Annotated in this window: 28 protein-coding genes; 22 read left to right on the top strand and 6 right to left on the bottom strand. The window is 46.4% G+C overall.

What is annotated here, in order from left to right; genetic code table 11:
• Positions 1-134 precede the first annotated feature (134 nt).
• Genes queA through AELLOGFF_RS09740 form a run of 5 tightly spaced genes read left to right on the top strand, consistent with a single transcriptional unit; the run spans position 135 to position 3386 of the window.
• Positions 135-1181 carry a tRNA preQ1(34) S-adenosylmethionine ribosyltransferase-isomerase QueA gene (gene queA, locus AELLOGFF_RS09760; RefSeq protein WP_159268562.1) on the top strand — a complete coding sequence of 349 codons (1047 nt, stop codon included), beginning with the start codon at positions 135-137 and terminating at the stop codon, positions 1179-1181.
• A 17-nt stretch (positions 1182-1198) separates the two neighbouring features.
• Positions 1199-2323 (top strand): tRNA guanosine(34) transglycosylase Tgt, encoded by a 1125-nt coding sequence (tgt, locus tag AELLOGFF_RS09755; protein WP_200842634.1) that lies wholly within the window; start codon positions 1199-1201, stop codon positions 2321-2323.
• Positions 2316-2627, top strand: coding sequence for an NGG1p interacting factor NIF3 (locus tag AELLOGFF_RS09750; RefSeq protein ID WP_159268561.1), 312 nt, complete (start codon positions 2316-2318; stop codon positions 2625-2627). Before tgt ends, AELLOGFF_RS09750 begins: the two co-directional genes overlap by 8 nt.
• Before the next feature lie 34 nt (positions 2628-2661).
• On the top strand, positions 2662-3192 hold the full coding sequence (locus AELLOGFF_RS09745; RefSeq protein WP_159268560.1) for a gamma carbonic anhydrase family protein: 531 nt from the start codon (positions 2662-2664) through the stop codon (positions 3190-3192).
• Complete coding sequence (locus tag AELLOGFF_RS09740) at positions 3189-3386, top strand: DUF1289 domain-containing protein (RefSeq protein WP_159268559.1); 198 nt, start codon at positions 3189-3191, stop codon at positions 3384-3386. Before AELLOGFF_RS09745 ends, AELLOGFF_RS09740 begins: the two co-directional genes overlap by 4 nt.
• Before the next feature lie 28 nt (positions 3387-3414).
• On the opposite strand, the gene AELLOGFF_RS09735 is transcribed toward AELLOGFF_RS09740, so the two are convergent.
• Positions 3415-4683 carry an HlyC/CorC family transporter gene (locus AELLOGFF_RS09735; protein WP_159268558.1) on the bottom strand — a complete coding sequence of 423 codons (1269 nt, stop codon included), beginning with the start codon at positions 4681-4683 and terminating at the stop codon, positions 3415-3417.
• Between the two features lie 88 nt (positions 4684-4771).
• The gene (locus AELLOGFF_RS09730; protein WP_159268557.1) at positions 4772-5554 is read right to left on the bottom strand and encodes a cytochrome C assembly family protein; all 783 of its coding nucleotides are present in this window, start codon (positions 5552-5554) and stop codon (positions 4772-4774) included.
• A gap of 198 nt (positions 5555-5752) precedes the next feature.
• Here AELLOGFF_RS09730 and ffh point away from each other — a divergent pair, with 198 nt between their 5' ends.
• The 6 genes from ffh to AELLOGFF_RS09700 all read left to right on the top strand — a co-directional run bounded on the left by ffh (position 5753) and on the right by AELLOGFF_RS09700 (position 10461).
• Positions 5753-7126: a signal recognition particle protein gene (ffh, locus tag AELLOGFF_RS09725; protein ID WP_159268556.1), complete on the top strand. Its 1374-nt coding sequence runs from the start codon at positions 5753-5755 to the stop codon at positions 7124-7126.
• Positions 7127-7431: 305 nt separating this feature from the next.
• Positions 7432-7683, top strand: coding sequence for a 30S ribosomal protein S16 (rpsP, locus tag AELLOGFF_RS09720; protein WP_159268555.1), 252 nt, complete (start codon positions 7432-7434; stop codon positions 7681-7683).
• Positions 7684-8229 (top strand): ribosome maturation factor RimM, encoded by a 546-nt coding sequence (gene rimM, locus AELLOGFF_RS09715; RefSeq protein ID WP_159268554.1) that lies wholly within the window; start codon positions 7684-7686, stop codon positions 8227-8229.
• Between the two features lie 27 nt (positions 8230-8256).
• Positions 8257-8997, top strand: coding sequence for a tRNA (guanosine(37)-N1)-methyltransferase TrmD (trmD, locus tag AELLOGFF_RS09710; protein ID WP_159268553.1), 741 nt, complete (start codon positions 8257-8259; stop codon positions 8995-8997).
• 48 nt (positions 8998-9045) lie between these two features.
• Positions 9046-9408 (top strand): 50S ribosomal protein L19, encoded by a 363-nt coding sequence (rplS, locus tag AELLOGFF_RS09705; protein WP_159268552.1) that lies wholly within the window; start codon positions 9046-9048, stop codon positions 9406-9408.
• 285 nt (positions 9409-9693) lie between these two features.
• Complete coding sequence (locus AELLOGFF_RS09700) at positions 9694-10461, top strand: thioredoxin fold domain-containing protein (protein WP_159268551.1); 768 nt, start codon at positions 9694-9696, stop codon at positions 10459-10461.
• Between the two features lie 156 nt (positions 10462-10617).
• On the opposite strand, the gene AELLOGFF_RS09695 is transcribed toward AELLOGFF_RS09700, so the two are convergent.
• Complete coding sequence (locus tag AELLOGFF_RS09695; RefSeq protein ID WP_159268550.1) at positions 10618-11421, bottom strand: inositol monophosphatase family protein; 804 nt, start codon at positions 11419-11421, stop codon at positions 10618-10620.
• A 188-nt stretch (positions 11422-11609) separates the two neighbouring features.
• Between AELLOGFF_RS09695 and AELLOGFF_RS09690 the strand changes: the two genes are divergently transcribed.
• The 11 genes from AELLOGFF_RS09690 to rpoS all read left to right on the top strand — a co-directional run bounded on the left by AELLOGFF_RS09690 (position 11610) and on the right by rpoS (position 21734).
• Positions 11610-13235: a CTP synthase gene (locus AELLOGFF_RS09690; RefSeq protein WP_159268549.1), complete on the top strand. Its 1626-nt coding sequence runs from the start codon at positions 11610-11612 to the stop codon at positions 13233-13235.
• A gap of 35 nt (positions 13236-13270) precedes the next feature.
• The gene (kdsA, locus tag AELLOGFF_RS09685; RefSeq protein WP_159268548.1) at positions 13271-14122 is read left to right on the top strand and encodes a 3-deoxy-8-phosphooctulonate synthase; all 852 of its coding nucleotides are present in this window, start codon (positions 13271-13273) and stop codon (positions 14120-14122) included.
• 29 nt (positions 14123-14151) lie between these two features.
• Entirely contained in the window at positions 14152-15435 is a 1284-nt protein-coding gene (eno, locus tag AELLOGFF_RS09680; RefSeq protein ID WP_159268547.1) for a phosphopyruvate hydratase, read from the top strand.
• 107 nt (positions 15436-15542) lie between these two features.
• On the top strand, positions 15543-15821 hold the full coding sequence (gene ftsB, locus AELLOGFF_RS09675; protein ID WP_159268546.1) for a cell division protein FtsB: 279 nt from the start codon (positions 15543-15545) through the stop codon (positions 15819-15821).
• A 50-nt stretch (positions 15822-15871) separates the two neighbouring features.
• Entirely contained in the window at positions 15872-16570 is a 699-nt protein-coding gene (gene ispD / locus AELLOGFF_RS09670; protein WP_235035651.1) for a 2-C-methyl-D-erythritol 4-phosphate cytidylyltransferase, read from the top strand.
• The gene (gene ispF, locus AELLOGFF_RS09665) at positions 16567-17058 is read left to right on the top strand and encodes a 2-C-methyl-D-erythritol 2,4-cyclodiphosphate synthase (protein ID WP_159268545.1); all 492 of its coding nucleotides are present in this window, start codon (positions 16567-16569) and stop codon (positions 17056-17058) included. The genes ispD and ispF overlap by 4 nt, the downstream gene beginning before the upstream one ends.
• On the top strand, positions 17048-18058 hold the full coding sequence (gene truD, locus AELLOGFF_RS09660; protein WP_235035673.1) for a tRNA pseudouridine(13) synthase TruD: 1011 nt from the start codon (positions 17048-17050) through the stop codon (positions 18056-18058). The genes ispF and truD overlap by 11 nt, the downstream gene beginning before the upstream one ends.
• A gap of 67 nt (positions 18059-18125) precedes the next feature.
• Positions 18126-18767: a protein-L-isoaspartate(D-aspartate) O-methyltransferase gene (locus tag AELLOGFF_RS09655; protein ID WP_159268543.1), complete on the top strand. Its 642-nt coding sequence runs from the start codon at positions 18126-18128 to the stop codon at positions 18765-18767.
• 39 nt (positions 18768-18806) lie between these two features.
• Entirely contained in the window at positions 18807-19712 is a 906-nt protein-coding gene (locus AELLOGFF_RS09650) for a DUF368 domain-containing protein (protein ID WP_159268542.1), read from the top strand.
• A gap of 164 nt (positions 19713-19876) precedes the next feature.
• Positions 19877-20668: a peptidoglycan DD-metalloendopeptidase family protein gene (locus AELLOGFF_RS09645; protein ID WP_235035650.1), complete on the top strand. Its 792-nt coding sequence runs from the start codon at positions 19877-19879 to the stop codon at positions 20666-20668.
• 73 nt (positions 20669-20741) lie between these two features.
• Positions 20742-21734, top strand: coding sequence for an RNA polymerase sigma factor RpoS (gene rpoS, locus AELLOGFF_RS09640; protein ID WP_159268541.1), 993 nt, complete (start codon positions 20742-20744; stop codon positions 21732-21734).
• A 74-nt stretch (positions 21735-21808) separates the two neighbouring features.
• Here the strand turns inward: rpoS and fdxA are convergent, their stop codons facing one another.
• The 3 genes from fdxA to AELLOGFF_RS09625 form a co-directional block, all read right to left on the bottom strand.
• Positions 21809-22132: a ferredoxin FdxA gene (fdxA, locus tag AELLOGFF_RS09635; protein WP_159268540.1), complete on the bottom strand. Its 324-nt coding sequence runs from the start codon at positions 22130-22132 to the stop codon at positions 21809-21811.
• A gap of 151 nt (positions 22133-22283) precedes the next feature.
• The gene (gene mutS / locus AELLOGFF_RS09630) at positions 22284-24866 is read right to left on the bottom strand and encodes a DNA mismatch repair protein MutS (RefSeq protein WP_159268539.1); all 2583 of its coding nucleotides are present in this window, start codon (positions 24864-24866) and stop codon (positions 22284-22286) included.
• A gap of 152 nt (positions 24867-25018) precedes the next feature.
• Complete coding sequence (locus AELLOGFF_RS09625) at positions 25019-25720, bottom strand: spermidine synthase (RefSeq protein ID WP_159268538.1); 702 nt, start codon at positions 25718-25720, stop codon at positions 25019-25021.
• Positions 25721-25852: the final 132 nt, after the last annotated feature.

Below are 25852 nucleotides of genomic sequence, written 5' to 3'. Positions count from 1 at the left end.
TTTTCTGTGGGGTCAATCGACAGCGGTATTTTATTTGATAAAGTGCTGAAAGCTGGTTAAAGATTAACCTGCTCTGGTGGAGTCTGCTGGGATTTTCCGCTAATCTTGCGCCCTTCCGGTTGAAATCAGAGATTATGCGGCGCAGCGATTTTAATTTTGAGCTTCCTGATAGCTTAATAGCATACCACCCTATGCCTGAACGCGACGGTAGTCGCCTGTTAGTGCTTGATGAAAATCAGCGCTGCGAACATCGACAGTTTAAGGATTTACCTTCTTACCTGCGGGCAGGGGATTTATTGGTTTTTAATAACACGCGAGTTATCCCTGCGCGTTTATTTGGCCTTAAAGCGACGGGTGGTCGTATAGAAATATTGGTTGAGCGCTTGGTGGATGAGCACAATGTATTGGCTCATGTACGCTCAAGTAAATCGCCGCGAGCCGGTGCTGAGTTACATTTATGTGCCAGTGCGGAGGTTGATGCCGGTAACGATGTTGTGACGGTAGGTGGGCGACAGGGGGCTTTGTTTGAATTGCAGTTTGCATCGCCGGTATTAGAGGTCTTGGATCGGATTGGCCATATGCCTTTGCCGCCGTATATTGAGCGAGAGGATGCGGCAGATGATCGAGAGCGTTATCAGACTGTTTATGCGACTCGATCGGGTGCCGTTGCTGCGCCAACAGCAGGTTTGCATTTTACTGATTCTTTAATACAGGCATGTCGTGACAAAGGGGTGGAAATTGCTTTTGTAACGCTTCATGTTGGCGCTGGAACGTTTCAACCGGTTCGTGCAGACGATATTCGTGATCACCAAATGCATGCCGAATATATTGAGGTGAGTGAAGCGGTATGTGAGCAGGTGCGCGCGACACGGGCACGAGGTGGTCGTGTTGTTGCAGTGGGTACAACCAGTGTCAGAAGCTTAGAGTCTGCTTCTCAGTCTGGAGATATAGCCGCCTTTTCGGGGGATAGTCGAATATTTATCTATCCTGGTTATCAGTTTCGTAGTGTTGATGCCATTGTGACTAATTTCCATTTACCCGAGTCCACGCTAATTATGTTAATTAGTGCCTTTTCAAGTCGCGATGCGGTGTTGGCAGCATATCGGCAAGCGGTTGTTGAGCAATATAGATTTTTTAGTTACGGCGATGCCATGTTGGTGTTCCCGTCTAGTGATGTTTAGAGATAGGAATTTAAGGTATGGCCGAGTGCCGGATGAATTTTGAAGTAAAAGCTAGTGATGGTTTGGCTCGTCGGGGAACATTAGATTTTCCTCGTGGAAAAGTAGAAACACCTGCATTTATGCCCGTTGGTACTTATGGCACCGTAAAGGGGATGTTGCCGCGCGATATTAAGAGGATCGGTGCTCAAATAATTTTGGGTAATACGTTTCATCTTAGTTTGCGGCCGGGCACAGAGGTAGTTAAAGCTCACGGTGATCTGCATGACTTTATTGGTTGGCAGGGGCCGATATTGACGGATTCAGGTGGTTTTCAGGTTTGGAGCTTGGGTAAGCTGCGAAAAATCAGTGAGGCTGGGGTGTCCTTTAAATCGCCGGTTAATGGTAGTGATGTGTATCTGGACCCTGAAACATCTATGCAGATTCAGCGCGATTTGGGCGCTGATATTGTGATGATTTTTGATGAGTGCACACCGTATCCCGCCACAGAAGCTGAAGCGAGAACGTCTATGGAGTTATCCCTGCGTTGGGCGGCTCGTAGTAAGGCGGCTCATCAAGGTAATGACGCTGCGTTATTTGGAATTGTGCAGGGTGGTATGTATCCGGAATTGCGTCAGCAGTCTTTGCAGGGTTTGAAAGATATTGATTTTGATGGCTTTGCTATTGGCGGACTTTCTGTTGGTGAGCCAAAAGATGAAATGTTAAAAGTCTTAGATTGTCTTGCCGAGGATATGCCGACAGAAAAGCCCAGATATTTGATGGGGGTGGGTAAGCCTTCGGATATCTTAGAAGCAGTTATGCGTGGTGTTGATATGTTTGACTGTGTAATGCCAACGCGCAATGCACGTAATGGTCATTTATTTACATCTACAGGGGTAATCAAAATTCGCAATGCCATTCATCGTTATAGTGATGCGCCACTTGATGAAAAATGTGATTGCTATACCTGTCAAAATTTCTCGCGGGCTTATTTGCATCATCTAGACAAATGTAAGGAAATTCTTGGGGCGCAGCTTAATACCATTCATAATCTTCGTTATTATCAAAATCACATGGCGGCAATTCGCCTAGCGATTGAAGAGGGGCGCCTAGCTGAATTTGCTGAGGAGTTTTATCGCGAGCAAGATGGTAGGGCTGATGTATAAGCTGGTGTTCTTTGTGCCCGTGTCTCATTGTGAGGCGGTGAAGCGGGCAGTGTTTGATGCCGGTGCTGGTGGACAGGGTGAGTATGAGAGTTGCAGTTGGCAGGTGCTTGGCCAGGGGCAATTCCTACCTTTAAAGGGCAGTCAGCCGTTTGTTGGCAGCCATGGGAAGCTAGAGATCGTTGATGAATTTAGAGTAGAAACATTGTGTGAGAAAGATTTTATTCATGGGGTAGTGGCTGCATTGAAAAAAGCACACCCTTATGAGGAGCCAGCTTATGAAATTTACAAGCTTGAAGTGATTTAAGCGAGGCCTATTGAGGGCTCTTAAGGGGGAATGCATGTTATATCAGCTTGGTGAGCGCCGTGTGCAGCTTGAAGGTAGTGGCCATTTTATTGCAGATAATGCCACTTTGATTGGCTCTGTGGTGTTAAAAGAAAACGCGAGTGTTTGGTTCAATGTGGTTATTCGTGGTGATGTCGACGATATCGTTGTTGGGGCACGTAGTAATATTCAGGATGGTTCGGTATTGCATACGGACGCGGGTTACCCAATGCACATTGGTGAAGACGTCACTATTGGTCACAAGGTGATGCTTCATGGCTGTACGATTGGCCAAGGAAGTTTGATCGGGATTAACGCGGTCGTGCTTAATGGCGCTAAAATTGGCAAAGGCTGTTTGATTGGTGCAAATGCATTGGTCACAGAGGGTATGGTGATACCAGATGGTTCGATGGTGCTTGGCGCACCGGCAAAAATCCGCCGCAACTTGAGTGCGGAAGAGCAAGAGGCGTTGATGTTGTCGGCCGCACATTATGTTGAGAATGGTCATCGCTTTGCTGCAGAGTTAAAGCCACAGGATAGCCTGTGAATAAGGTCAATGATAAGCCTGTAGCCTCACCTTGTGTATCCGTTTGTGCTTTGGATGAGGATGATGTGTGTACCGGCTGTTATCGTACAGTTAACGAAATTGGTGACTGGTCCGAGATGGATAACGCTCGTAAACGTGAAGTGATCATACTGGCTAACCAGCGATGTCGTAGCCGGTATGGCGATTTCGGGTAGTTGTGGGCTTGGTGCAAAAAAGCCGGAATTAGCGCCGGCTTTTTGCTTTGCTGTAGGCACGTACGGACTGAATTAGATTCCCTTTCATCTCTAAAATTTCAAAGTTATATTGATTGATGGTAAGGCCTACCGACCCTTCGGGGAATGATTCAAGCTTTTCTAATAGCAGGCCGTTCAGTGTTTTGGGGCCATCGGTTGGCAGGTCCCATTTCATGCTTTTATTAATATCGCGAATCGTTGTGGTGCCATCGACAAGGTAGCTACCATCAGATTGATGGATGATGTCTTCAGGGTTTGTGCTGAGATTAGAGGTAAATTCACCGACAATTTCTTCAAGTAAATCTTCTAGGGTAACGATGCCCTGCATAACGCCGTATTCATCTACAACAATACCAAGCCGGCGTTTTTGCTTTTGAAAATTAAAAAGCTGGGTATTGAGTGGTGTGCCTTCCGGTATAAAATAAGGAGTCCTAACCGCCTGCATTAATGCATCGCGTTGAACGCGGCCCTGAGCGTCAACACTGCTAATGATATCGCGTTGATGCAAAATGCCGACGATGTTGTCGATATCATTTTGGTATACCGGAATTCGTGTGAATTCGGCATCTCGTAATTTGCGAATAATAGTGTCGGTATCGGCGTCGGCGTCAATGCCGAAAACCTCATTACGGGGAATCATAATGTCATCCACGGTAACTTGTTCGAGGTCGAGGATGTTCATTAACATCCCCTTATGATGCTTGGGAATTAAGTGCCCAGCTTCGCCAACAATGGTACGAAGCTCATCTAGGCCAATATGCTCCGATCCATCATTTTTTTCTATTCGCGTAAGCTTAAGTACAAACTGTGTGACGTGGCTGACTAGCCAAATAACGGGAAACATAATTGACTTTAACGGCAGTAACACGTGGCTAACAGTGTAGGCCACAGCTTCTGATTTATAGGCCGCGATGGTTTTGGGGATGATTTCAGCAAAGATGAGGAAGACTAGGGTAAGGAGTATCGACGCTGGTACTACCGCATTATCACCATACAGTCTAATGGCGAGAATCGTCGCAATCGCGGCAGCTAAATTGTTAACTAAATTATTACCAATGAGAATGGTGCTGATTAGACTGTCTGGTTGCTCCAGCAGTTTAGAGGCGCGCTTTGCCCCGCGATGGCCAGACTTTGCGCGGTGACGAAGGCGATATCGATTAAGGGACATCATGCCAGTTTCTGACCCAGAGAAAAAACCGGACAGGACAATTAATGTAGCTAAAATACCAAAAAGAAGACCCAGCGGTGCCTCGTTCAAAAAGCCCAAAACCCATAGTTGCTAAAATAAGCGCTAATCTTGACTAAAAAACGAGGCTGCGACAAGCGTAATATTGACTACTGGTATATTACACAATAATTGATAGTGCGATTTTAGTACCGAGATAACCCAGTAATAAGCAGGCAAACGCCCAAAGCGTCCAGCGGATTGCTACTTTTCCACGCCACCCCAGCGCTACACGACCGCAAAGTAGAATGGCCAGTAACACCCAAGATAGTACTGAAAAAACGGTCTTGTGGATTAAGTGCTGGGCAAGTAGGTCATCAACGTAAATTCCCCCGGTTACAATTGCTAAGGTTAGCAATAGAAAGCCAGCCCAAATTAATTCGAACAACATGGCTTCCATGGTTTGTAAGGGCGGTAAAATACTGGGGAGGCCCTTTAAGTGGTGTTCGCGCAGCATTCTGTCTTGAAGTGCAAGCACTATTGCCTGAGTGGCGGCGATGGTTAGCACGCTGTAAGCCAAAATAGAGAGTAGAATATGGCAAAGCACGCCTAATGGCTGATGTTGCAGTAATTGCTGGCGCTCAGGGATAAATATTTCTGCTATTAGACTGATGGCAGCTAGAGGGAATAAAGGAATAAGCAGGCTGTGAAGCGGTCTGTGCATGCTAGCGAAAAGTATAATAAGGCAGATTAACCAAGTGATAAGCGATAGTACTTGGATAACACCTAAATCCATGCCGTTTTCGGTGTTAATCGCGGTAAAGGCGGCCATTGCGTGGCAGAGTGAGGCAGCGAGCCCCGTCATGAGGCTGGCTTTACTTAAGTGGCGATTCAGCGCTCGGTATTGCATGCTGGTTGCAATGGCGTAGAAAATAATGGCTGCGATGCTAGTGTATAAATTCATTGGTTAGTGTGGCCGTTATATCCGTTTGTGTGTACTGAGCGTTGGGTATGGATGATGACTCAGTTATACTGCTGCATTGTTTTGAGCATACCTTGATTTGTTGTGCTCAGCGTCCAGATTGTAAGCGGGTTCGTAATAGTATGTCGACACGAACCGTATTTTCATCTTAATCACTTATAGATTTCAGAGAGTTTGCGCATGTTTGAGAATTTAACCGAACGTCTATCCCAGACCTTACGCCATGTTACCGGACAGGCGCGGTTGAGTGAGGATAATATCGCCGATGCGATGCGTGATGTGCGTATGGCCTTGCTAGAGGCGGATGTGGCGCTGCCGGTTGTTAAAGATTTTGTTGATGCGGTAAAGGCTAGGGCTGTCGGGCAAGAGGTCAGCAAGAGTTTAAGTCCGGGGCAAATGTTTATTAAAATCGTCCAGCAGGAGCTGGAGCGAATTATGGGTACTCAAAATGAGACCTTAAATTTGGCGACGCAGCCGCCTGCTGTGATGTTAATGGCTGGTTTGCAAGGTGCAGGTAAAACCACCTCTGTTGCTAAATTGGCGAAATTTCTCCAAGAAAAGCAAAAAAAGAAAGTGTTGGTTGTTAGTGCCGATATTTATCGCCCTGCCGCTATCAAGCAGCTTGAGACATTGGCGGCAGATATAGGTGCGGGCTTTTTCCCCAGTAATATAGAGCAGAAGCCTGTTGATATTGCGAATGCCGCCATCGCTGAGGCGAAATTACGCTTTTATGATGTGGTTATTGTCGATACTGCGGGTCGTTTGCATATTGATGCTGACATGATGACCGAGATAAAGGATCTACATGCGGCGATTAAACCTATAGAAACCTTATTTGTTGTTGATGCAATGACAGGGCAGGACGCGGCTAATACCGCAAAGGCTTTTGGTGAAGCGCTGCCGCTAACCGGTGTTATATTAACCAAGGCAGATGCGGATAGCCGAGGCGGTGCAGCATTGTCTGTTCGTCATATTACTGGTAAGCCAATTAAATTTATTGGCGTTGGTGAAAAAACGGATGCGCTTGATCCGTTTTATCCTGACCGTATTGCGTCGCGTATTTTGGGTATGGGTGACGTGCTGTCACTTATTGACGAGGCTGAATCTAAGCTTGATAAAGATAAAGCTGAAAAACTGGCTAAAAAGCTCAAGAAGGGCAAAAAGTTTGATTTAGAAGATCTGCGCGATCAGTTGCAGCAAATGCAAAATATGGGTGGCATGAAGGGGTTGCTAGACAAATTGCCGGGAGTGGGCAATATGGCGCAAATGGCTCAGAGCCAAATGGATAACAAGATGTTTACTCGTATGGAGGCTATTATTAATTCCATGACGCCTGCTGAACGACGTAATCCTGATTTGCTAAATGGCTCACGTAAGCGTCGCATCACAAATGGTTCAGGTACTGAAATTCAAGATTTAAACCGCTTGCTAAAGCAACATAAGCAAATGGCTAAGATGATGAAAAAGATGGGCCAAAAAGGTGGGATGGCAAATATGATGCGAGGTATGGGTGGGATGATGCCACCTGGTGGTGGGCGTTTCCCTGGAATGTAATGAGTGCTTTTGCATTGCAGGGGTGGGTATCAGTACCGCCTCTGTAATGTGGAGGTACATTAGCTTTTCCAATTAACTGGATGATATTAAAGGCTATCCTTGGTGCTTGGTTTTGTAGAGATTGAGCATTTTCTTGGAGGTCTGTGAAATCGGCGCGATTCGCTAAGAAAAAGTGCGCTAAGTGTTTCATATATCATCTATTTCCCTTATAATTCCGCGCCTTTATGGCCTTGGTCATATAATCGCTTCGAATTTTTCGATAAGCAGGTTTGAAAACCTGCCCAATGTTAGGAAATGAAACAAGAATGGTCACTATTCGTTTGGCACGCGGCGGCTCTAAAAAGCGCCCATTTTATCATTTGACAGTTACTGACAGCCGCACTTCACGTGACGGACGCTTTATTGAGCGTGTTGGTTTCTTTAACCCAATTGCTCGTGGTAATGAAGAGCGTTTGCGCGTTGATAACGCGCGGGTTGATCACTGGGTTGCTCAAGGCGCTCAATTATCTGATCGCGTTGCAAAGTTACTTAAAGACTCAGCGGTAGCTGCGGCATAAGTGGCTGTGTTTACCCCGGAGAATCGGGTCGTAATTGCTAAGATTTCGGCAGTATACGGGGTGAAAGGGTGGGTAAAGGTGCACTCCTTTACTGACCCCATGAGTAATTTTTTTAATTATCGTGATGTCTATTTTTGCAAGTCTGGAAAATGGCAGCGAGCAGAGTTTGATGAATGCAAGGCCCATGGTAAGGGGATTGTCGGTCATTTGAAGGGCGTCGATGATCGTGACGTTGCTGCGACCTACTGTGGCCTAGAGCTGTCTGTAGCGGAAGCTCAATTACCTGCCTTAACGGGTGGTGAGTTTTATTGGCACCAGCTTGTGGGATTAAAGGTGGCGACAGTCTACGCGGTATCTGAGCCTGTATTGTTAGGTGAAGTGAAGCAGCTTCTTGAGACCGGCTCGAATGATGTTCTCGTGGTGGGTAAGTGTCCGGAAAGTTTGGATGATAAGGAACGGTTGATTCCTTATGTGCCAGAGCAATTTATTAAAGATATCAACCTTGAAAGTGGTTTGATATTGGTGGACTGGGATCCTGAGTTCTAGTTAAACAGGGCTAAGGAGGCGGTGTTTTTGGACATATCGGTGGTTAGTTTATTTCCCGAGATGTTTGCCGCAGTGAGCGATTACGGTGTAACGGGTCGCGCAGTTCAAAAAGGTTTGTTGAATGTTTCGTGCTGTAATCCTCGAGATTTCACCACGGATCGACACCAAACGGTAGATGACCGACCTTATGGTGGTGGTCCCGGCATGGTAATGATGACGGCGCCGTTGGAGCAGGCTATTCATGCTGCAAAAGCGTCGGTGGCACCAGGGGCAACGGTTATTTATTTGTCGCCACAAGGGCGCCAACTAGATCAGCAGGGCTTGTTAGGCTTAGCCCAGCGATCATCGCTCGTATTGTTGGCGGGCCGCTATGAAGGTGTAGACGAGCGTTTGGTAGAGGCCGAGGTTGACGAAGAGTGGTCTATCGGCGATTACGTATTAAGTGGTGGTGAGCTTGCTGCCATGGTAATGATTGATGGGATAAGTCGATTATTGCCTGGTGTGTTAGGGCATCATTTGTCGGCGGAGCAAGACTCATTTGCCGACGGTTTGTTAGATTGTCCGCATTACACGCGGCCAGAATATTACCGTGATAAAGCGGTGCCTGGTGTGTTGTTGAGCGGGAATCATGAGGCAATACGGCGCTGGCGCCTTAAGCAGTCGCTAGGTCGAACGTGGTTGCGTCGCAGAGATTTACTGCAACATGTAGAGTTGAGCGACGAACAAAATACACTGCTTGCGGAATTTATCCGCGAGCTTGACGATTAACTGACATCTAGCTGTGAAGCTATAAACTTTAGAATTTAGGAGCATGCCATGAGCACCAACAAAATTATTGCCGAACTGGAAGCAGAGCAGGCCACCAAAGAACTGCCGGACTTCAGCCCCGGTGACACTGTTGTCGTTCAGGTGAAGGTGAAAGAGGGCACTCGCGAGCGTCTTCAGGCTTTCGAAGGTGTTGTTATCGGTATTCGTAATCGCGCCCTTAACTCTGCTTTTACCGTGCGTAAAATCTCTCACGGTGTGGGTGTTGAGCGTACTTTTCAAACTTACAGCCCATTGATTGACAGTATTCAAGTAAAACGTCGTGGTGATGTTCGTCAAGCTAAACTGTACTACTTGCGTGAACTTAGCGGTCGTGCAGCGCGTATTAAAGAAAAGCTGGGCGCAAAAGCGTAAGTTTTTCTTGGTTTCAAAAAAGGCAGCCTCTGGCTGCCTTTTTTGTTTTTAGGGTACAAAGGCGAGAGACTCTTTAAGTTGTAGCTTTGTGAGTGGGCTTTGTTTAATTTAGCTAAAGCGCTTTGTCACTTGTTTCTTTCCAAACAAGATTCTTGCTGAAATAATGGTCGTGTAGATTTGTGATAGGTCGTGTTTTTTTGCCTAAATTTTAGGGTAGACGAAACTTGTCGTAATATAATCGTTCATAATTGAATGATTAGTATTGGTTGAATTTGGAGAAGTTATTTGAACAGTCATATAAAGGGTATTTTGAATCGTCTGCTTATGGTGATGGCCTTAGGGAGTGTGTTGCTGCCAATATCTGCTCAGGTGGCTGCCTCAGTAATTNTTGATAAGGCGGCAGACGAGGCGATTCGGGCTTCTTTTAAGGCAACAAGACCGGATATTGTAATTACAAATATAGAAGCGAGTGGTATACCCAGTCTTTATGTAGTGACAATGGATAATGGTCCAACCGTGTATTCAAGTGCTGACGGTAAATACTTTATTGCTGGTGATATGTTTGAAATTAGTGCCGCAGGTATTGAGAGTGTTGCTGAGAAAAAACTAAAGCCGGTAAGAAAGGAGCTACTTACACAGGTTAAGCGTGAAGACATGATTATCTTTAGCCCAGAAGGTGAAAGCAAAGGTGCTATATATGTCTTTACTGATGTTGATTGTGGCTACTGTCGTAAATTACATCAAGAGGTCCCCCAGTTAAATGCCATGGGTATAGAGGTGCGCTATCTCGGCTATCCTAGAGCCGGTTTGTCAGGGCCAACTTACGATAAAATGGTGTCGGCTTGGTGTGCTGATGATCCGAAATTAGCGATGAATGCTCTGAAAGAGGGGGGCTTGGTAGATCCAAAGACCTGTACAAATCCTATTGCGGCTGAGTATCAACTTGGCGCCCAAATGGGAGTGACCGGTACACCAGCTATAGTGTTAGAAGATGGAAGTATGATCCCTGGGTATAAAACGGCGGTTCAGTTAAAGGCTGCTGTGCTTAACTAGGCTTATTATCACCGATTGTTTGGGTAGCCCCTGAAAATTGATCTCTTGTCATTATGTGAGGTTTATAGTGGCGGTGGAGGTTTAAGCAGTTAGTTATTTTGTTTTTTAAAACCCCGATATTAAATCAATATTGGGGTTTTTTTTGGAATGCTAAAATTAGCGGATGTTTTCTAGGTGGGGCCGTATAGCTTGTAAAATACCTTTTAGGCATTTTGGGTTGGCGGCTACAATGTTGCCACTTTCATAGTAATCACCACCACCTTTGAAGTCGCTGACTAAACCGCCAGCCTCGCGGACCAATAAGATTCCTGCAGCGATATCCCACTTGCTTAGTCCCATTTCCCAGAAGCCATCTAAGCGTCCTGCGGCAACGTAGGCTAAGTCTAGCGATGCAGCGCCAGCGCGGCGGATACCAGCTGTTTCACTAGCAATAGCTTCTAGCCCCTTCATATAAGCAGAAATATGCTCTTCGCAGTGTGCTTTAAAGGGGATACCTGTGCCGATCAGTGCGCCTTCAAGGCTTGCGTTCATTGTTACCCGTACGCGGCGACCATTAACTTGGGCTCCACGCCCACGGCTTGCTGTAAATTCTTCACGGCGTATTGGGTCAAGGATCACAGCATGTTCTATTTGGCCTTGATGTACACAGGCGATAGAGATGGCGAAATGGGGGATGCCATGAATGAAGTTGGTCGTGCCATCAATGGGGTCGATTACCCACTGGTAAGGGCTGTCGGCGTTACCTGTTTGGCCTGATTCTTCACCTAGAAAGCCGTGGTCAGGGTACGCTTTTTGTAAATGGTAAATGATTTCTTGTTCGGCCTTGCGGTCTATTTCGGTGACAAAATCATTTTCGCCTTTGGTTTCAACCTGGACTCGGTCGATTTGTTCTGAGGCGCGCGCAATTAGGTCGCCGGCTTTGCGGGCGGCGCGCAATGCGATATTCAGCATGGGTTGCATAGTACTAAGGCCTTGATGTGCAAGCAATTGGACGCGCATTATAACAGAGACTAGCCGAGCTACGGAGGCCTAATTTAATTGTTTCGTTATGGCCTTCCTGTTAGACTGACGTCCCATCTCGTGGGGGCGGATAAACACAGTATTTGTCAGGCCCCTATATCTCTTAGCACTATCTAAAAAGGCATTACATGGCGCGTTTTATATTCGTCACCGGCGGTGTTGTTTCGTCCTTGGGTAAGGGCATTGCGTCAGCATCATTAGGTGCCATTCTTGAGGCGCGTGGTCTCAAAGTAACAATGCTCAAGCTGGATCCTTACATTAATGTAGACCCAGGCACGATGAGCCCTTTTCAGCATGGGGAAGTTTTTGTTACCGAAGACGGTGCAGAAACTGACTTAGATTTAGGGCACTACGAACGATTTATTCGTGCCAAAATGGCCAAAGGTAATAATTTCACTGCAGGTAGAGTGTATGAAACCGTATTGCGCAAAGAACGTCGCGGTGACTATCTGGGTGGTACGGTGCAAGTTATCCCCCATATCACCGATGAAATTAAGCGGCGTGTAATGGCGGGTGCGGGTGACGCTGATATTGCTATTGTTGAAATTGGCGGCACGGTTGGTGATATTGAAGGATTACCTTTCTTTGAGGCTGCGCGACAGTTAAAAGTTGAGTTAGGTGCTAAGCGCGCAATGCTTATGCATTTAACTTTAGTTCCTTATATTGCCACGGCGGGTGAAACCAAAACTAAACCTACCCAGCATTCTGTAAAAGAGCTTCGGTCTATAGGTCTACAGCCAGATATTTTACTTTGTCGCTCAGATCATGAAATTGACCAAAGTAGTCGACATAAAATCGCTTTGTTTACCAATGTTGAATCTCGTGCGGTTATTCCGTTGCGGGATGTGGACTCAATTTATCGAATTCCCTCGCTCTTAGCGGCGGAAGGCTTGGATGAGCTTGTAGTTGAGCGTTTTGGTTTGGAGTGCCCTGCTGCAGATTTGACCGAATGGGACCGAGTAATTGAAGGTGATTTACACCAAGATCAAACGGTTACTATCGCCATGGTTGGTAAATACATGGAGCTTCTCGATGCCTATAAATCACTTAATGAGGCATTAAAGCACGCAGGCATCCACAGCCGAACCAAAGTCGAAGTACGTTATATTGATTCGGAAGTTATTGAAAAAGAGGGCGTTGAATTACTGGAAGGTGTCGATGGTATTCTTGTTCCCGGTGGTTTTGGCAGTAGGGGTGTAGAGGGTAAAATTCGCACGGTCCAGTACGCCCGTGAAAATAAAATCCCTTATTTAGGGATTTGCCTTGGCATGCAAGTGGCCGTTATTGAATTTGCGCGCAACGTTTTAGGCTTAAGTGATGCTAATAGTAGTGAATTTAATGATGACGGCAAAAATCCAGTCATTGGTTTGATTACCGAATGGGTAACGGCTGATGGCGAAGTAGAGCAGCGGGCCCACGACGATGATCTGGGTGGCACCATGCGGTTGGGTGCACAGGTCTGTCATTTAGTTGAAGGTTCTGTCGTTGCCTCAGTGTATGGCGAAGAATCAATTACAGAGCGTCATCGTCATCGCTATGAAGTAAATAACACCTATGTTGATAGATTACAGGCCGGTGGCTTGAAGGTGGGTGGTTGGTCAGCAGATAAGAGCCTTGTTGAGGTCGTTGAAATCGCCGATCATCCTTGGTTTATCGCTTGTCAGTTCCATCCAGAATTTACGTCTACTCCGCGGGATGGACATCCCTTATTCTCAGGTTTTGTTAACGCAGTTATCGCGCATAGCAGTGAATAGGTATTGTCTGAGCGGTTGCGTAAAAAGGACGAGATATGAAAGATAAAGTCGTAAGTGTATCGGGTATTGAAGTGGCAAATGATCTGCCATTTGTACTGTTTGGCGGTATGAATGTACTGGAATCGCGGGATCTTGCCATGCAGGTTGCGGAGCATTATGTTGAAGTTTGTGGAAAGATGGGTATCCCCTATGTTTTCAAGGCATCATTTGATAAGGCTAATCGCTCCTCAGTTCACTCCTACCGAGGCCCAGGCATGGAGGAGGGCTTAAAGATATTTCAGGAGATTAAGCAAACGTTTAAGGTTCCTGTTATTACTGATATTCACGAAGTGCATCAAGCCGGCCCGGTTGCGGAAGTCTGTGATGTTATTCAGTTGCCGGCTTTTTTAGCGCGTCAAACAGACTTGGTTGCGGCGATGGCGGCGACAGATGCGGTTATCAATATTAAGAAACCGCAGTTTCTTAGCCCAGGTCAAATGAAGAATATCGTTGAAAAATTTGCCGAGTGCGGCAATGAAAAAATTATGCTGTGCGAACGCGGCAGTAATTTTGGTTACGATAATTTAGTTGTCGATATGCTAGGGTTTCGAGTTATGCGCGAAGCGAGCGGCGGGGCGCCCTTAATTTTTGATGTCACCCATGCCTTACAATGCCGAGACCCAATGGGGGCGGCATCTGGTGGTCGTCGAAATCAAGTTGTGGAATTAGGCCGGGCAGGAATGGCTTTGGGCATAGGCGGTTTATTTTTAGAAGCTCACCCTGATCCAGACAACGCCAAATGTGACGGCCCTAGCGCACTACCTTTGTCAGCATTAACCCCATTTTTAGAGCACATGAAAGCGGTGGACGAGACAGTGAAGTCCTTACCCGCATTGGATATTAAGTAATTTTTTAACTTACAACGGAGAAAGTTAATATGTCAGAGATTGTCGATATTAAAGCGTTTGAAGTCTTGGATTCACGGGGTAACCCCACTGTTGAAGCTGATGTCGTATTGGCGTCAGGTGCAGTAGGTAGTGCCTGTGCACCCTCAGGCGCATCGACAGGTTCACGAGAAGCATTAGAGTTGAGAGATGGCGATAAATCGCGTTATTTGGGTAAAGGCGTATTAAAGGCTGTAGCTAATATCAATACGACGATTCGCGATTTGTTGATCGGATTGGATGCGGACGATCAACGCGCCCTTGATGAAGCCATGATTGCTGCTGATGGAACTGAAAGTAAGTCAAATTTGGGCGCCAATGCAATTCTGGCAGTATCTTTGGCTGCGGCGAAAGCGGTCGCTATTGAAAAGGGTATTCCTCTCTATCAGCGTATTGCGCAAATTAACGGCACTGAGGGGCAGTACACCATGCCTGTGCCAATGATGAATATTATCAATGGTGGTGAGCACGCTGATAACAATGTTGATATTCAAGAGTTCATGATTCAGCCTGTTGGCGCTGAGACTTTTGCTGAAGCATTGCGTCAAGGTGCTGAAATTTTTCATGCCTTGAAAAAAGTGTTGGTTGGTCGTGGTTTGAATACAGCAGTTGGTGATGAAGGTGGCTTTGCACCAAACTTACCATCAAATGAAGCAGCCTTAGAAGCGATTGCAGAAGCCGTGGCCAATGCCGGCTATGAGTTGGGTAAAGATGTTACCTTGGCCTTAGACTGTGCATCATCTGAATTTTATAAAGACGGTAAATACTCTCTGAGTGGGGAAGGCAAAGAATTTGATGCTGATGGCTTTGCCGCATACCTTGATGAGCTAAGCCAGAAATACCCGATTATTTCTATTGAAGACGGTATGGATGAAAGTGACTGGGACGGTTGGGCTACGTTAACTCGTCGTGTTGGAGATCGGGTTCAGTTGGTGGGTGACGATTTATTTGTCACAAACACCAAAATCCTTAAGCGTGGTATTGATAACAGTATCGCTAATTCAATTTTGATTAAATTTAATCAAATTGGTTCGTTAACTGAAACGCTGGATGCCATTAAGATGGCTAAAGATGCAGGTTATACTGCGGTTATCTCTCATCGCTCAGGTGAAACAGAAGATACCACGATAGCAGATTTGGCAGTGGCAACATCGGCTGGTCAAATTAAGACGGGCTCTTTGTGTCGCTCTGATCGTGTTGCTAAATATAATCGCTTATTGCGAATTGAGGCCGAGCTGGGTGCAGCGTACCGAGGTCGAGAAGAGTTCCGAGCGTAATATAAAGGGGCGGCCACGGCCGCCTTTTTTGTTTTAAAAGTTTGAGACTTTCTAGGATTTTGTTCTGGAACAAAAATGAACATAACTATCGCGCGAAAGAGTGAGCTATGACTCGCCGCCGGCTGCTTTTATTATTGCTGGTGATTCTGGCCCTGCTGCAAGTGCGGTTGTGGACGGGTACGGGAAGCTGGGAGCAAATTGCCAGTTTACGTCGTGATATTGCCGTTCAAAATGAGACCAACAATGAGTTACGTCTACGAAATGAACGTTTATATGGTGAGGTTCGTAGTTTAAAGCACGATTTAGATAGTATTGAAGAGCGAGCTCGCAACGATATGGGGCTGATTAAATCTGGTGAGACCTTTTATCTTATAGTTGATGAATAGAACCTTAGCTAAGAACAAGAACGACTTAAATTTAAAAGGGCAAAATCGCCGTGACCGATAAAAGTCGTTTATGGGCGATTGTTCCTGCAGCTGGACGCGGCGCGCGTTTTGGTAGCGAACTCCCTAAGCAATATCTTCAACTCGCAGATAAAACCGTGATCGAGCACAGTATCGCTAAGTTATTGGCTATCAGCGATATCGTCACCGTCGTAGTGGCTTTACATCCCGAAGATACTTTTTTTGATTCCTTAGCGTGTGCAAATGATCCGCGGGTATCACGTGTGGATGGCGGTCTGGAGCGATCTGACTCAGTAGCGTGCGCACTGCAGTCATTGAATGCAGAAGATACCGATTGGGTGTTGGTTCACGATGCAGCACGCCCCTGTGTTTCACACCATGATATTACGCAATTAATAGAACGTGGCTGTGCTCATCAGGTGGGAGCGATTTTGGCTGTTCCCGTGGTAGATACCATAAAGCGAAGCACTGAGGATGGTGAAATCCAGAAAACCGTAGACCGTGAGCGGATGTGGCGGGCTTTAACACCGCAGTTGTTTCGTTATGGAGCGTTAACAAAGGCACTTACTTATTGTCGAGAGCATCAATTGAAGATAACTGATGAAGCCTCTGCCATGGAGCATTGTGGCGATAAACCGGCGCTAATAGCTGGAAGTCATCGGAATATTAAAATCACATACCCTGACGATCTTGCGATTGCAGAGGTGTTTTTATCTAGGGGTGGGCAATGAGTGCTATCAGAATTGGTCATGGCTATGATGTTCACCGAATCGAAAATGGCGATGGCATTCAATTGGGTGGCGTCCATATACCTTGCCCGTGGCGTTTAATTGCGCACTCCGATGGTGATGTCGCTTTACACGCCCTGTGTGATGCGATGCTTGGTGCTTTGGCGCTGGGGGATATCGGTAAGCACTTTCCAGATACTGATCCGCAATATTCCGGCGCCGATAGCAGGGATTTATTGCGTTACTGCAATAAATTGGTAGCTGAGCATGGATATCACCTCGGTAATGTGGATATTACGATTGCGGCTCAACAACCAAAATTAGCACCTTATATATTGGCTATGCGTGAATCTATCGCAACTGTTTTGGACGTTGCCGTTTCAGAAATAAGTGTAAAGGCAACAACAACTGAAAAGTTGGGTTTTGTAGGCCGCAGCGAAGGGATTGCTGTAGACGCTGTGTTGTTATTGGAGCGTAGTGATGCTGCCTGACTGGCCTAAAGCGCAAGGTGTTACGAATGTTTCTGGTGTCATAAAAGCACAGCCGCAAGATTTTATTGTAGAAGAAGTATTCCACGTCGAATTTAGTGATGACGGTGAATTCGACTGGTTGTGGATTGAAAAGGTTGGTGATACCACCGAGCACGTTGCGCGACAATTGGCCCGTCTAGCAGGCGTACAGCCACGGGCAGTGACCTATTCGGGGCAAAAAGATCGACACGCGGTGACGCGGCAGTGGTTCTGTGTTCACCTGCCAGGTAAGAACAAGCCGGATTGGTCTGTGCCGGAGGGGCAAACATGGCGGATTTTACGTCAAGGGCGTCATCGTCAAAAACTGCGTTTAGGTAGTCATCGCTACAACCGTTTTATGTTGAATTTAACAGATTTGAGCGGTGACCTTTCCCTTATAGAGCCGCGTCTACATAATATTAAGCTAGGCTTCCCAAATTATTTTGGCGAGCAGCGCTTTGGTTATGGTGGTGGCAATATAGCGGCTTGCCGCCAATGGTTTGCCGGCCAACTTACGCCAGGACGTTTTGAGCGTGGAATGTATTTGTCAGCAGCAAGAAGTCTTATTTTTAACACCGTGTTAGCTCAGCGAGTGACGACTGGACATTGGAATAAGGGTTTGCCCGGCGATATATTTGCACTGCGTGATAGTGGGAGTGTATTTTCTGAGGTGCTGGATGATCACGTTATCGAACGGCTTGAAAGAGGCGATATTCATCCAACGGGGCCAATGTTTGGCAAGCTAGGAAAGTTGTCATCTAATGCCGAGGTGGCACAGTTAGAAGAAAGTGTATTTGCTGAATTTTCAGACTTGTGTAGTGGCTTAATGAAAAACAATCTGACGATGGAGCGTCGAGCACTTCGAGTAATTCCAAAAGAGCTTCAGTGGCAGAGTCTGGATAAAAGAACCCTATCGCTTGCTTTTTCACTGCCTAGGGGCTGTTTCGCTACAGCGCTTGTGCGAGAATTGATCAATTACTAAGGGCGTTCACTGCTCTGATGTTTACTGAGAAGACACGGTGACAATTTTAAATTTGCAAGGTATTGGGATGACATCCCAGCGAACTCGAGATCGTTTGATTGAGCGTTTGCTTGAACAAGGCATAACTGACAAAGCGGTGTTAAATGTGATTAGAGGGACTCCTCGTCATATTTTCCTTGATGAAGCTTTATCCCATCGTGCTTATGAAGATAGCTCGCTGCCCATCGGCTTTCAGCAGACCTTATCACAACCCTATATTGTTGCTCGTATGACGGAGCTGCTTTTAGCTAATGGCCCCAAAGAGCGAGTATTGGAAGTGGGTACCGGATCGGGCTATCAAACAGCAATTTTGGCGCAGATGGTAGAGCGTGTATTCAGTGTCGAGCGTATTCGCCCACTTCAAGAAAAAGCTCGCCAAAGGCTTCGTCAATTAGGCTTGCATAATGTGCATTTACGGCACGCTGATGGTGGTATGGGCTGGAAAGAGCGTGGCCCCTTTGACGCTATTCTTTCAGCGGCTGCACCAGAAGAGGTTCCTGCTGAACTGTTAGAGCAACTTGCAGTGGGGGGGCGCCTTGTTATTCCTGTTGGCCCTGTGGGTAAGCAGCAGTCTTTATATGTTTACGATAAAACGGAAGATGGCGTGGAAGAGATGCTGATTGAACCGGTGTTATTTGTGCCGATGGTTACCGGTGTTGTGGTCGCTTAGCGATATTATTGAAATACCCTACGGGTGATAAGGAATTTTATGCAGGGATTTTCATTAGGGACATTCATTCGCGGTATGGCGATGGGAGCTGCTGATGTTGTACCAGGGGTTTCTGGTGGCACTATTGCTTTTATTACTGGTATATACGACGAGTTAATTGAAAGCCTTAAATCTTGCAATATACATGCTCTGAAAACCTTGTTTAAATCTGGCCCCCTCGCTTTTTGGCAGTCCGTTAACGGAAATTTTTTAATTAGCTTGCTACTTGGTGTCGTAGCTAGCGTTGTGTCTTTGGCGCGGTTGATATCATATGGTCTGCAGGAATACCCTGTGCCATTGGCTGCTTTATTTTTTGGTTTGATCTTAGCTTCCGCTATTATTGTTTATCGACAAATACCCCAGGGAGGGCGTCAGCTTGGCTGGTTGGTATTTGGGGTTGTTTTTGCCGTTGCGATTGGTGAACTGCGTCCTGCCGAACTTGCGGCGACGCCGCTGACGCTTTTTTTGTCTGGTGCGTTGGCGATTTGCGCAATGATACTGCCAGGAATTTCCGGCAGTTTTATTTTGTTGTTGCTTGGTATGTATGAGCCAGTAATTAATGCGGTAAAACAGCTAGAAGTCGTTTCTTTATTCAGTTTTGTTACTGGCTGTGCCGTGGGGTTATTGTTGTTTGTGCGCTTGCTGTCTTGGTTGTTGCTTCATTATAGAGCGCGTTTGCTTGCTACTCTAACTGGTATTTTACTGGGGTCACTTACGATAATTTGGCCTTGGAAGCTGGATGCTAGTGGCCAGCTTTTGAGCGAGTCATTGGCGCCTGGTTGGCATAACGTATTACCTTGGGAATATGCCGCTCAAGGTGCTCCACAGTTAATGGTGTCGACGCTCTTAGCAATTTTTGGAGTGATTTTCGTGTTGCTAATAGAGAAAATCGCGAAAAACAGCTGATTTTTTAGAATATTTTTTTCTATAACGCTGTTTTTAAATGATGGTAAGTAATTAATAGGGTGTTGGTGCAATGCTGCCTATCAACGAATTGCGGTTTAGATGAGTAGGGTTAGTATTATTTCGTTAACAAAATAGGTTTTTTTTGTGCTTATAAGGATGTGTACATGATGGCTTTGCTGAGAGTGATTTTCAGCATAATCGTCCTAATTTTAAGCGTTTCTGCGTGTAGCAGCAATGGCGGTTCTGCGCCTATTTCTGATCGTTATAATCCTTCCGAGCGTCCTCCGCCTTATTATATTGTCAGTGTTGGCGATACCTTGTTTTCGATAGCATGGCGTTATGGCTTCGATGTTCAAGGGTTAGCGAACGCTAACGGATTGGCTTCGCCGTACACAATTTATCCTGGGCAGGCATTAATGTTACAGGAAAGTACGAAGGCTTCCGTTGCAAGCAATAAACCCAAATCGAGCCCAGCTAAAGCAATGCCAAACCCTCCCGTTGCAAAGGTGAGTAAGCCGGCCAAAAAGTCTAAGGTTGTTGCAGCCCCTCCTGTTGTTAAGCCTGCGGTCACTACTAATGCTCCAAGGGATTCTTGGCAATGGCCGATAACAGGCCCATTACTGCGTTTATTCGTTGCCACTGGTCAGGCTCATAAGGGTATTGATATTAAAGGCAAGATGGGGGAGCCTGTACGTGCGTCTAAGGCAGGCGTAGTAGTGTATGCAGGTAGCGGTTTGGTTGGCTATGGGAACCTATTAATTCTTAAGCATTCTGATCGCTATTTAAGTGCTTACGGACATAATCGACGTTTATTAGTTAAAGAGGGGGATAGTGTAAAGGCGGGTGCTGTTATCGCAGAGTTGGGCGATAGTGGTACGGATTCGCCAAAAGTACATTTTGAAGTTCGTGTAGATGGTAAACCGGTAGATCCTTTGAAATTACTTCCTAGGCGCTGAACGCTGATTTTTTAAGGAGTATTTTTAAAGTATCACTTAAGTCGAGCAATATAACGAAAAGAAGGATTCGACGATGCGGATACACAAAGATAATAAGACATATCGTACAGGCTTAATTGAAATTAACACCGATGCCGCCGAAACAAGGCAAAAGCAAGGTGCTGAACGTCCTATCACAATCAATAAAGTTTCAAAAACAACGCGGTCTCGACGGCAGNATTCTGATCTTGATGCCACCCAGATGTACCTCAGTGAAATTGGTTTCTCACCATTATTAAGTGCCGAAGAGGAAGTTCATTTCGCTCGTTTAGCACGGCAAGGTGATGAGGCTGGCCGAAAACGTATGATCGAAAGTAATCTTAGGCTGGTGGTAAAAATATCTCGGCGATATTTAAACCGCGGCTTGAGTCTTCTCGATTTGGTTGAAGAGGGTAATCTTGGCTTAATTCGAGCTGTAGAGAAGTTTGATCCAGAGCGTGGTTTTCGTTTTTCTACTTATGCAACTTGGTGGATACGGCAAACAATCGAACGAGCTATTATGAATCAGACTCGGACGATTCGATTACCCATTCACGTAGTAAAAGAGCTTAATGGTTATTTGCGTGCTGAGCGTGAAATGACCCAAAAATTAGATCATATGCCGTCACCAGAGGAGATGGCTGAGGCACTTGATAAACCGGTGTCTGAAGCGAAGCGCTTGTGCGGGCTGAAAGATCGCGTCGGCTCTGTCGATGTGCCGCTAGCACAAGATTCTGATCAGGTTTTGCTTGATACAATTGCCGATTCTAATGCTTTAAATCCGAGCGATATTCTTCAGGGTGAGGATTTATCCAGCAATATTGATGAGTGGCTTGATGAATTAAGTGCCAAGCAGAGAGAGGTCGTTGTCCGTCGATTTGGCCTTCGTGGACATGAGTCCGCTACATTGGAGGAGGTGGGGCGTGAAATTGGTTTGACACGGGAACGTGTTAGGCAAATTCAGGTTGAGGCATTAAAAAGTATGCGTGTTTTATTTGAAGAGAATGGCTTGAGCGCAACCTCATTGTTTGCAGATAGTTTTAGTTAGTGTGTCTATTCCTTCAGACCTAAAAAAGCCCGCAATAGCGGGCTTTTTTAGGTCTGAACAATACGTGTCGTGTATCAGCGCTCTAAGTATTGTAGTTTGTTCGGTTTTCCAGCCCACTCTTCTGCATCAGCGGGGCCATCTTTCATTTCGGTGATGTTTGGCCACACTTCTGAGAGCTCTGCATTTAATTCTAAGAAAACTTGCTGATCATCTGGTAGCTCGTCTTCTGAAAATATTGCATTAACAGGGCATTCTGGTTCACACAATGCGCAATCAATACACTCGTCAGGGTGTATTACAAGGAAGTTTGGCCCCTCATAAAAACAGTCTACCGGACAAACCTCAACACAATCTGTGTGTTTGCACTTGATGCAATCTTCGCCTACAACAAAAGTCATTTCTGGTCAGCCCCTTTTATCCTGACTTGGGTGGTAATTCTTTAAAGGCGCGTATTGTAACACCAGTGAAAAAAATCGGTATAGCCTTAGTCTTAACAATAATTTAGTTGTGGGTTATCGTTTTTACTCGTTAGCCATTATTTTAATGGCATTAAGTGAGCTTTGCCTTAAGTGTATACAGCAATTCATGTGCTTGCCGCGGACTTAAGTTGTCGGGATCAATATCGCCAAGGGCGTCAATAACAGGGTGGTCGTCTACGGGCAACGAAAATAAATCCGTTTGTGGTCCTGCCGTTGTTAATTGATTGTGGGTAATGGCTTGGCTTTCAAGTTCTTGTAGTTTGGTTTTGGCCGCATTGACAACATTTGCTGGGATTCCAGCAAGTTTGGCAACTTGTAAGCCATAACTCCGGTTGGCCGGCCCTTCCTGAACTCTATGTAAAAACACGATATGGTCATTGTGCTCGGTAACACCAAGATGCACATTGGCTGCTTTAGGATAGCTTTCGGGTAGAACGGTTAGTTCAAAGTAGTGCGTAGCAAACAAGGTAAAGCCTTGTACACGATCCGCGAGATCAATAGCGCAAGCCCAAGCAAGTGAGAGGCCGTCAAAGGTACTAGTTCCTCGTCCTATTTCATCCATGAGGATAAGGCTTTTGTCGGTGGCATTATGCAAAATGTTGGCGGTTTCAGTCATTTCAACCATAAAGGTGGAGCGCCCGCCTGCAAGGTCGTCCGATGACCCAATTCGGGTGAAAATCTGATCCACTAAACTGAGCTTCACCGATTTAGCTGGGACAAAGCTACCAATGTGTGCCAGCAATACAATAAGCGCAGTTTGGCGCATATAGGTCGATTTACCACCCATGTTGGGCCCGGTAATGATGAGAGTGCGGCGGTCGTCGGCAAGTTTTACATCATTGGCGATAAAGGGTTCATCTAAAACACTTTCTACAACTGGGTGTCGGCCCTGTTCGATATCGAGTATTGCTTGATGGTGAAATTCGGGTTGGCAGAGCTCCAGCTGTACGGCTCGCTCCGCTAGATTCGCAATGACGTCAAGTTCGCACAGAGCCTGTGAGGATAACTGCAGCGCGATGAGTTCTTTATTTAAGGTGTCCAGCAGTTGTTCATAAAGAAATTTCTCACGAGCCAACGCTCGGCTTTTACTGCTTAAGGCCTTGTCTTCGAAGGTCTTTAGTTCTGGAGTGATGAAACGTTCAGCGTTTTTCAAGGTTTGCCGGCGAATATACTCTACCGGCGCTTGTGATGCTTGCAGTTTACTTATTTCAATATAATAGCCGTGCACACGGTTGTAACCGACTTTTAGGGTGCTTAGGCCTGTTTTCTCGCGTTCACGTAATTCCATTGCCAATAGAAATTCGCCCGCATCAGTGCTCAGGCTGCGCAGCTCATCAAGCTCGCTGTCGTAGCCTTCAGCGATAACGCCACCTTCTCGAAGCACCATTGGCGGGTTTTCGGACACCGCTTTGGCAAGAAGGGCGTCTAGGGAAGGGAATTCGCTAAGTTCAGTGCGCAGAGCTTGGAGATACGGTATATCTAGTGGCTTCAGCTGGCTTTGTAATAATGGCAGCGCGGCTAGTGAGCGTTGTAAACGTGATAGGTCTCTTGGCCGAGCAGAGCGCAAAGCGACTCTTGATAATATCCGTTCTAAATCACCGATTTGTTTCAGTGTGTCTCTAACTGTTTCAAAGTGATAGTTTTCAATTAGCTCGGCTACGCCACTCTGGCGTGCGGTGAGCGTCGCTTGATTTCGAAGCGGCCTATGAAGCCAGCGGCGAAGTAAGCGGCTCCCCATGGCGGTTTGGCAGCGATCAAATACTGATGCTAGTGTGTTTTCAACACCTCCACTAAGGTTAATATCTAACTCTAGGTTGCGGCGAGTGGCGGCATCCATTGCCACGGCGTCATCTCTAGACTCATGTTTTAATTGACGGATATGGGGCAGGGCGCTGCGCTGGGTGTCCTTTACGTACTGCAGTAAACAGCCAGCTGCGCCAATACCTTGACTTAGTGTATCGCAGCCAAAGCCGGCAAGGTCTTGTACGCCAAAGTGTTGGCAAAGGCTTCGCGTAGCTGCGTCAATATCAAACTCCCAGGGGGGTAGCTGTCGCATTCCTACGATTGCTGGCATTTCTTCAATAATAAGGTCTTCAGAAATAAGCAGTTCAGCGGGGCGGAGACGCTGTAATTCACTTAGAAAAGCGGTGTGGCTGGGCACCTCTAAGACTTGAAACCGGCCACTACTCATGTCCAATACGGCAAGACCTATGTGCTGCCCTTGACCGCACGCGGCTAATAAAAGCGTGTCTTTGCGTTCGTCTAATAAGGCTTCATCGCTGATAGTACCTGGGGTGACGATTCGTGCTACAGCGCGCTTAACGGGGCCTTTGCTGGTGGCGGGATCGCCAATTTGTTCACATATAGCAACAGACCATCCGCCTTTAACCAGCTTTGCCAAATAGCCTTCTGCTGCATGGTGAGGCACCCCGCACATGGGGATAGGTTGACCGCCAGATTTCCCTCTCGCGGTCAGGGTGATGTCTAATAGTTCGGCGGCGCGTTTGGCATCGTCGAAAAAAAGTTCGTAAAAATCCCCCATTCGATAAAAGACAATTTCATTGGGGTGTTCAGCTTTAATTTTTAGGTACTGCTGCATCATGGGTGTGTGGTTGGCACTAGCCTCGATGCTAGTGTTGGCGTCGATAGTCATAATCCAGAAATAGGCCTTAGTGTTGATGTAGGGGGCAGCGGTAGCATAGTGGTGCTTTTTGATTGACCGCTAGGCACCATTATTCTAATAAAGATGTTGTCCTGAGATAATGGAGCAAGAATACCAAATCAATAATAAAACCACTATGAACGTTAAATTCGCTGTTGCGGACTTTGCCACCTTTTTTGGGCAAGGAAAATGGTATGTCGGCTACCTTTGCCGGGGCGTGCGCGAACGGTGTGGATAGTGACATTAAATTGGGCTTTTTTTAAGCGAATGGCAAACATGCTGTCAGGACCTGCCGACCAAATTGCCAATACCCCCTCTGGACGAAGGGTTTGCGAAATGGCCTCCAAACCTTGTTGGGAATACAGCCAGTTGTTGTCGGCTTGAGTGAGCCCTTCAGGGCCGTTGTCGACATCGAGTAATATTGCATCATAGCGTTCTTGTGCCGTGTTTAGGAGCTCGGCAACGTCGCCATAGTGGACAGTGGTGCGTGCATCGCGCAAGGGGTTGTTGGCGCAGTTACCCAGTGGACCTTTGTTCCACTCTACAACTTCTGGGATTAGTTCGGCCACCGTCACTTGTGCCGATGAAGCGATATTTGCCAAGCTTGCCGAGAGTGTATAGCCCATCCCTAGGCCGCCTACCAAGACATGTGCATCTGCTTTGTTTTGTATTGCTTTGCAGCCAAGTTCAGCAAGTACTTGTTCTGAGTTGTAAACTCGGCTGTTCATCAGCTCACCTCGAACACCGGAAAGGCGAATCGAAAACTCCTCGCCGCGCTGTGATAGCTGAAGTTCTCCGCCACTATTTGGTATTTTTGCGGTACCGAGTTTTTTCCAAGGTGTCATGGCGGCTCTATCAGCTGGAGGTGATTAAGGCTGCGAACTTTACCATAGTTCGCCACCATGCTTATATCTCAGTGTTAACAGCAAGGTAGAAGGCGTTTGGCGGGCAAATTATCGGTATAGAAAGAATTTTCA

It is taken from the genome of Zhongshania aliphaticivorans (assembly GCF_902705875.1).
Classification (GTDB): domain Bacteria; phylum Pseudomonadota; class Gammaproteobacteria; order Pseudomonadales; family Spongiibacteraceae; genus Spongiibacter; species Spongiibacter aliphaticivorans_A.
The sequence above is the reverse complement of the archived record's forward strand: the minus strand, read 5'-3'. Positions and strand labels throughout refer to the sequence as shown.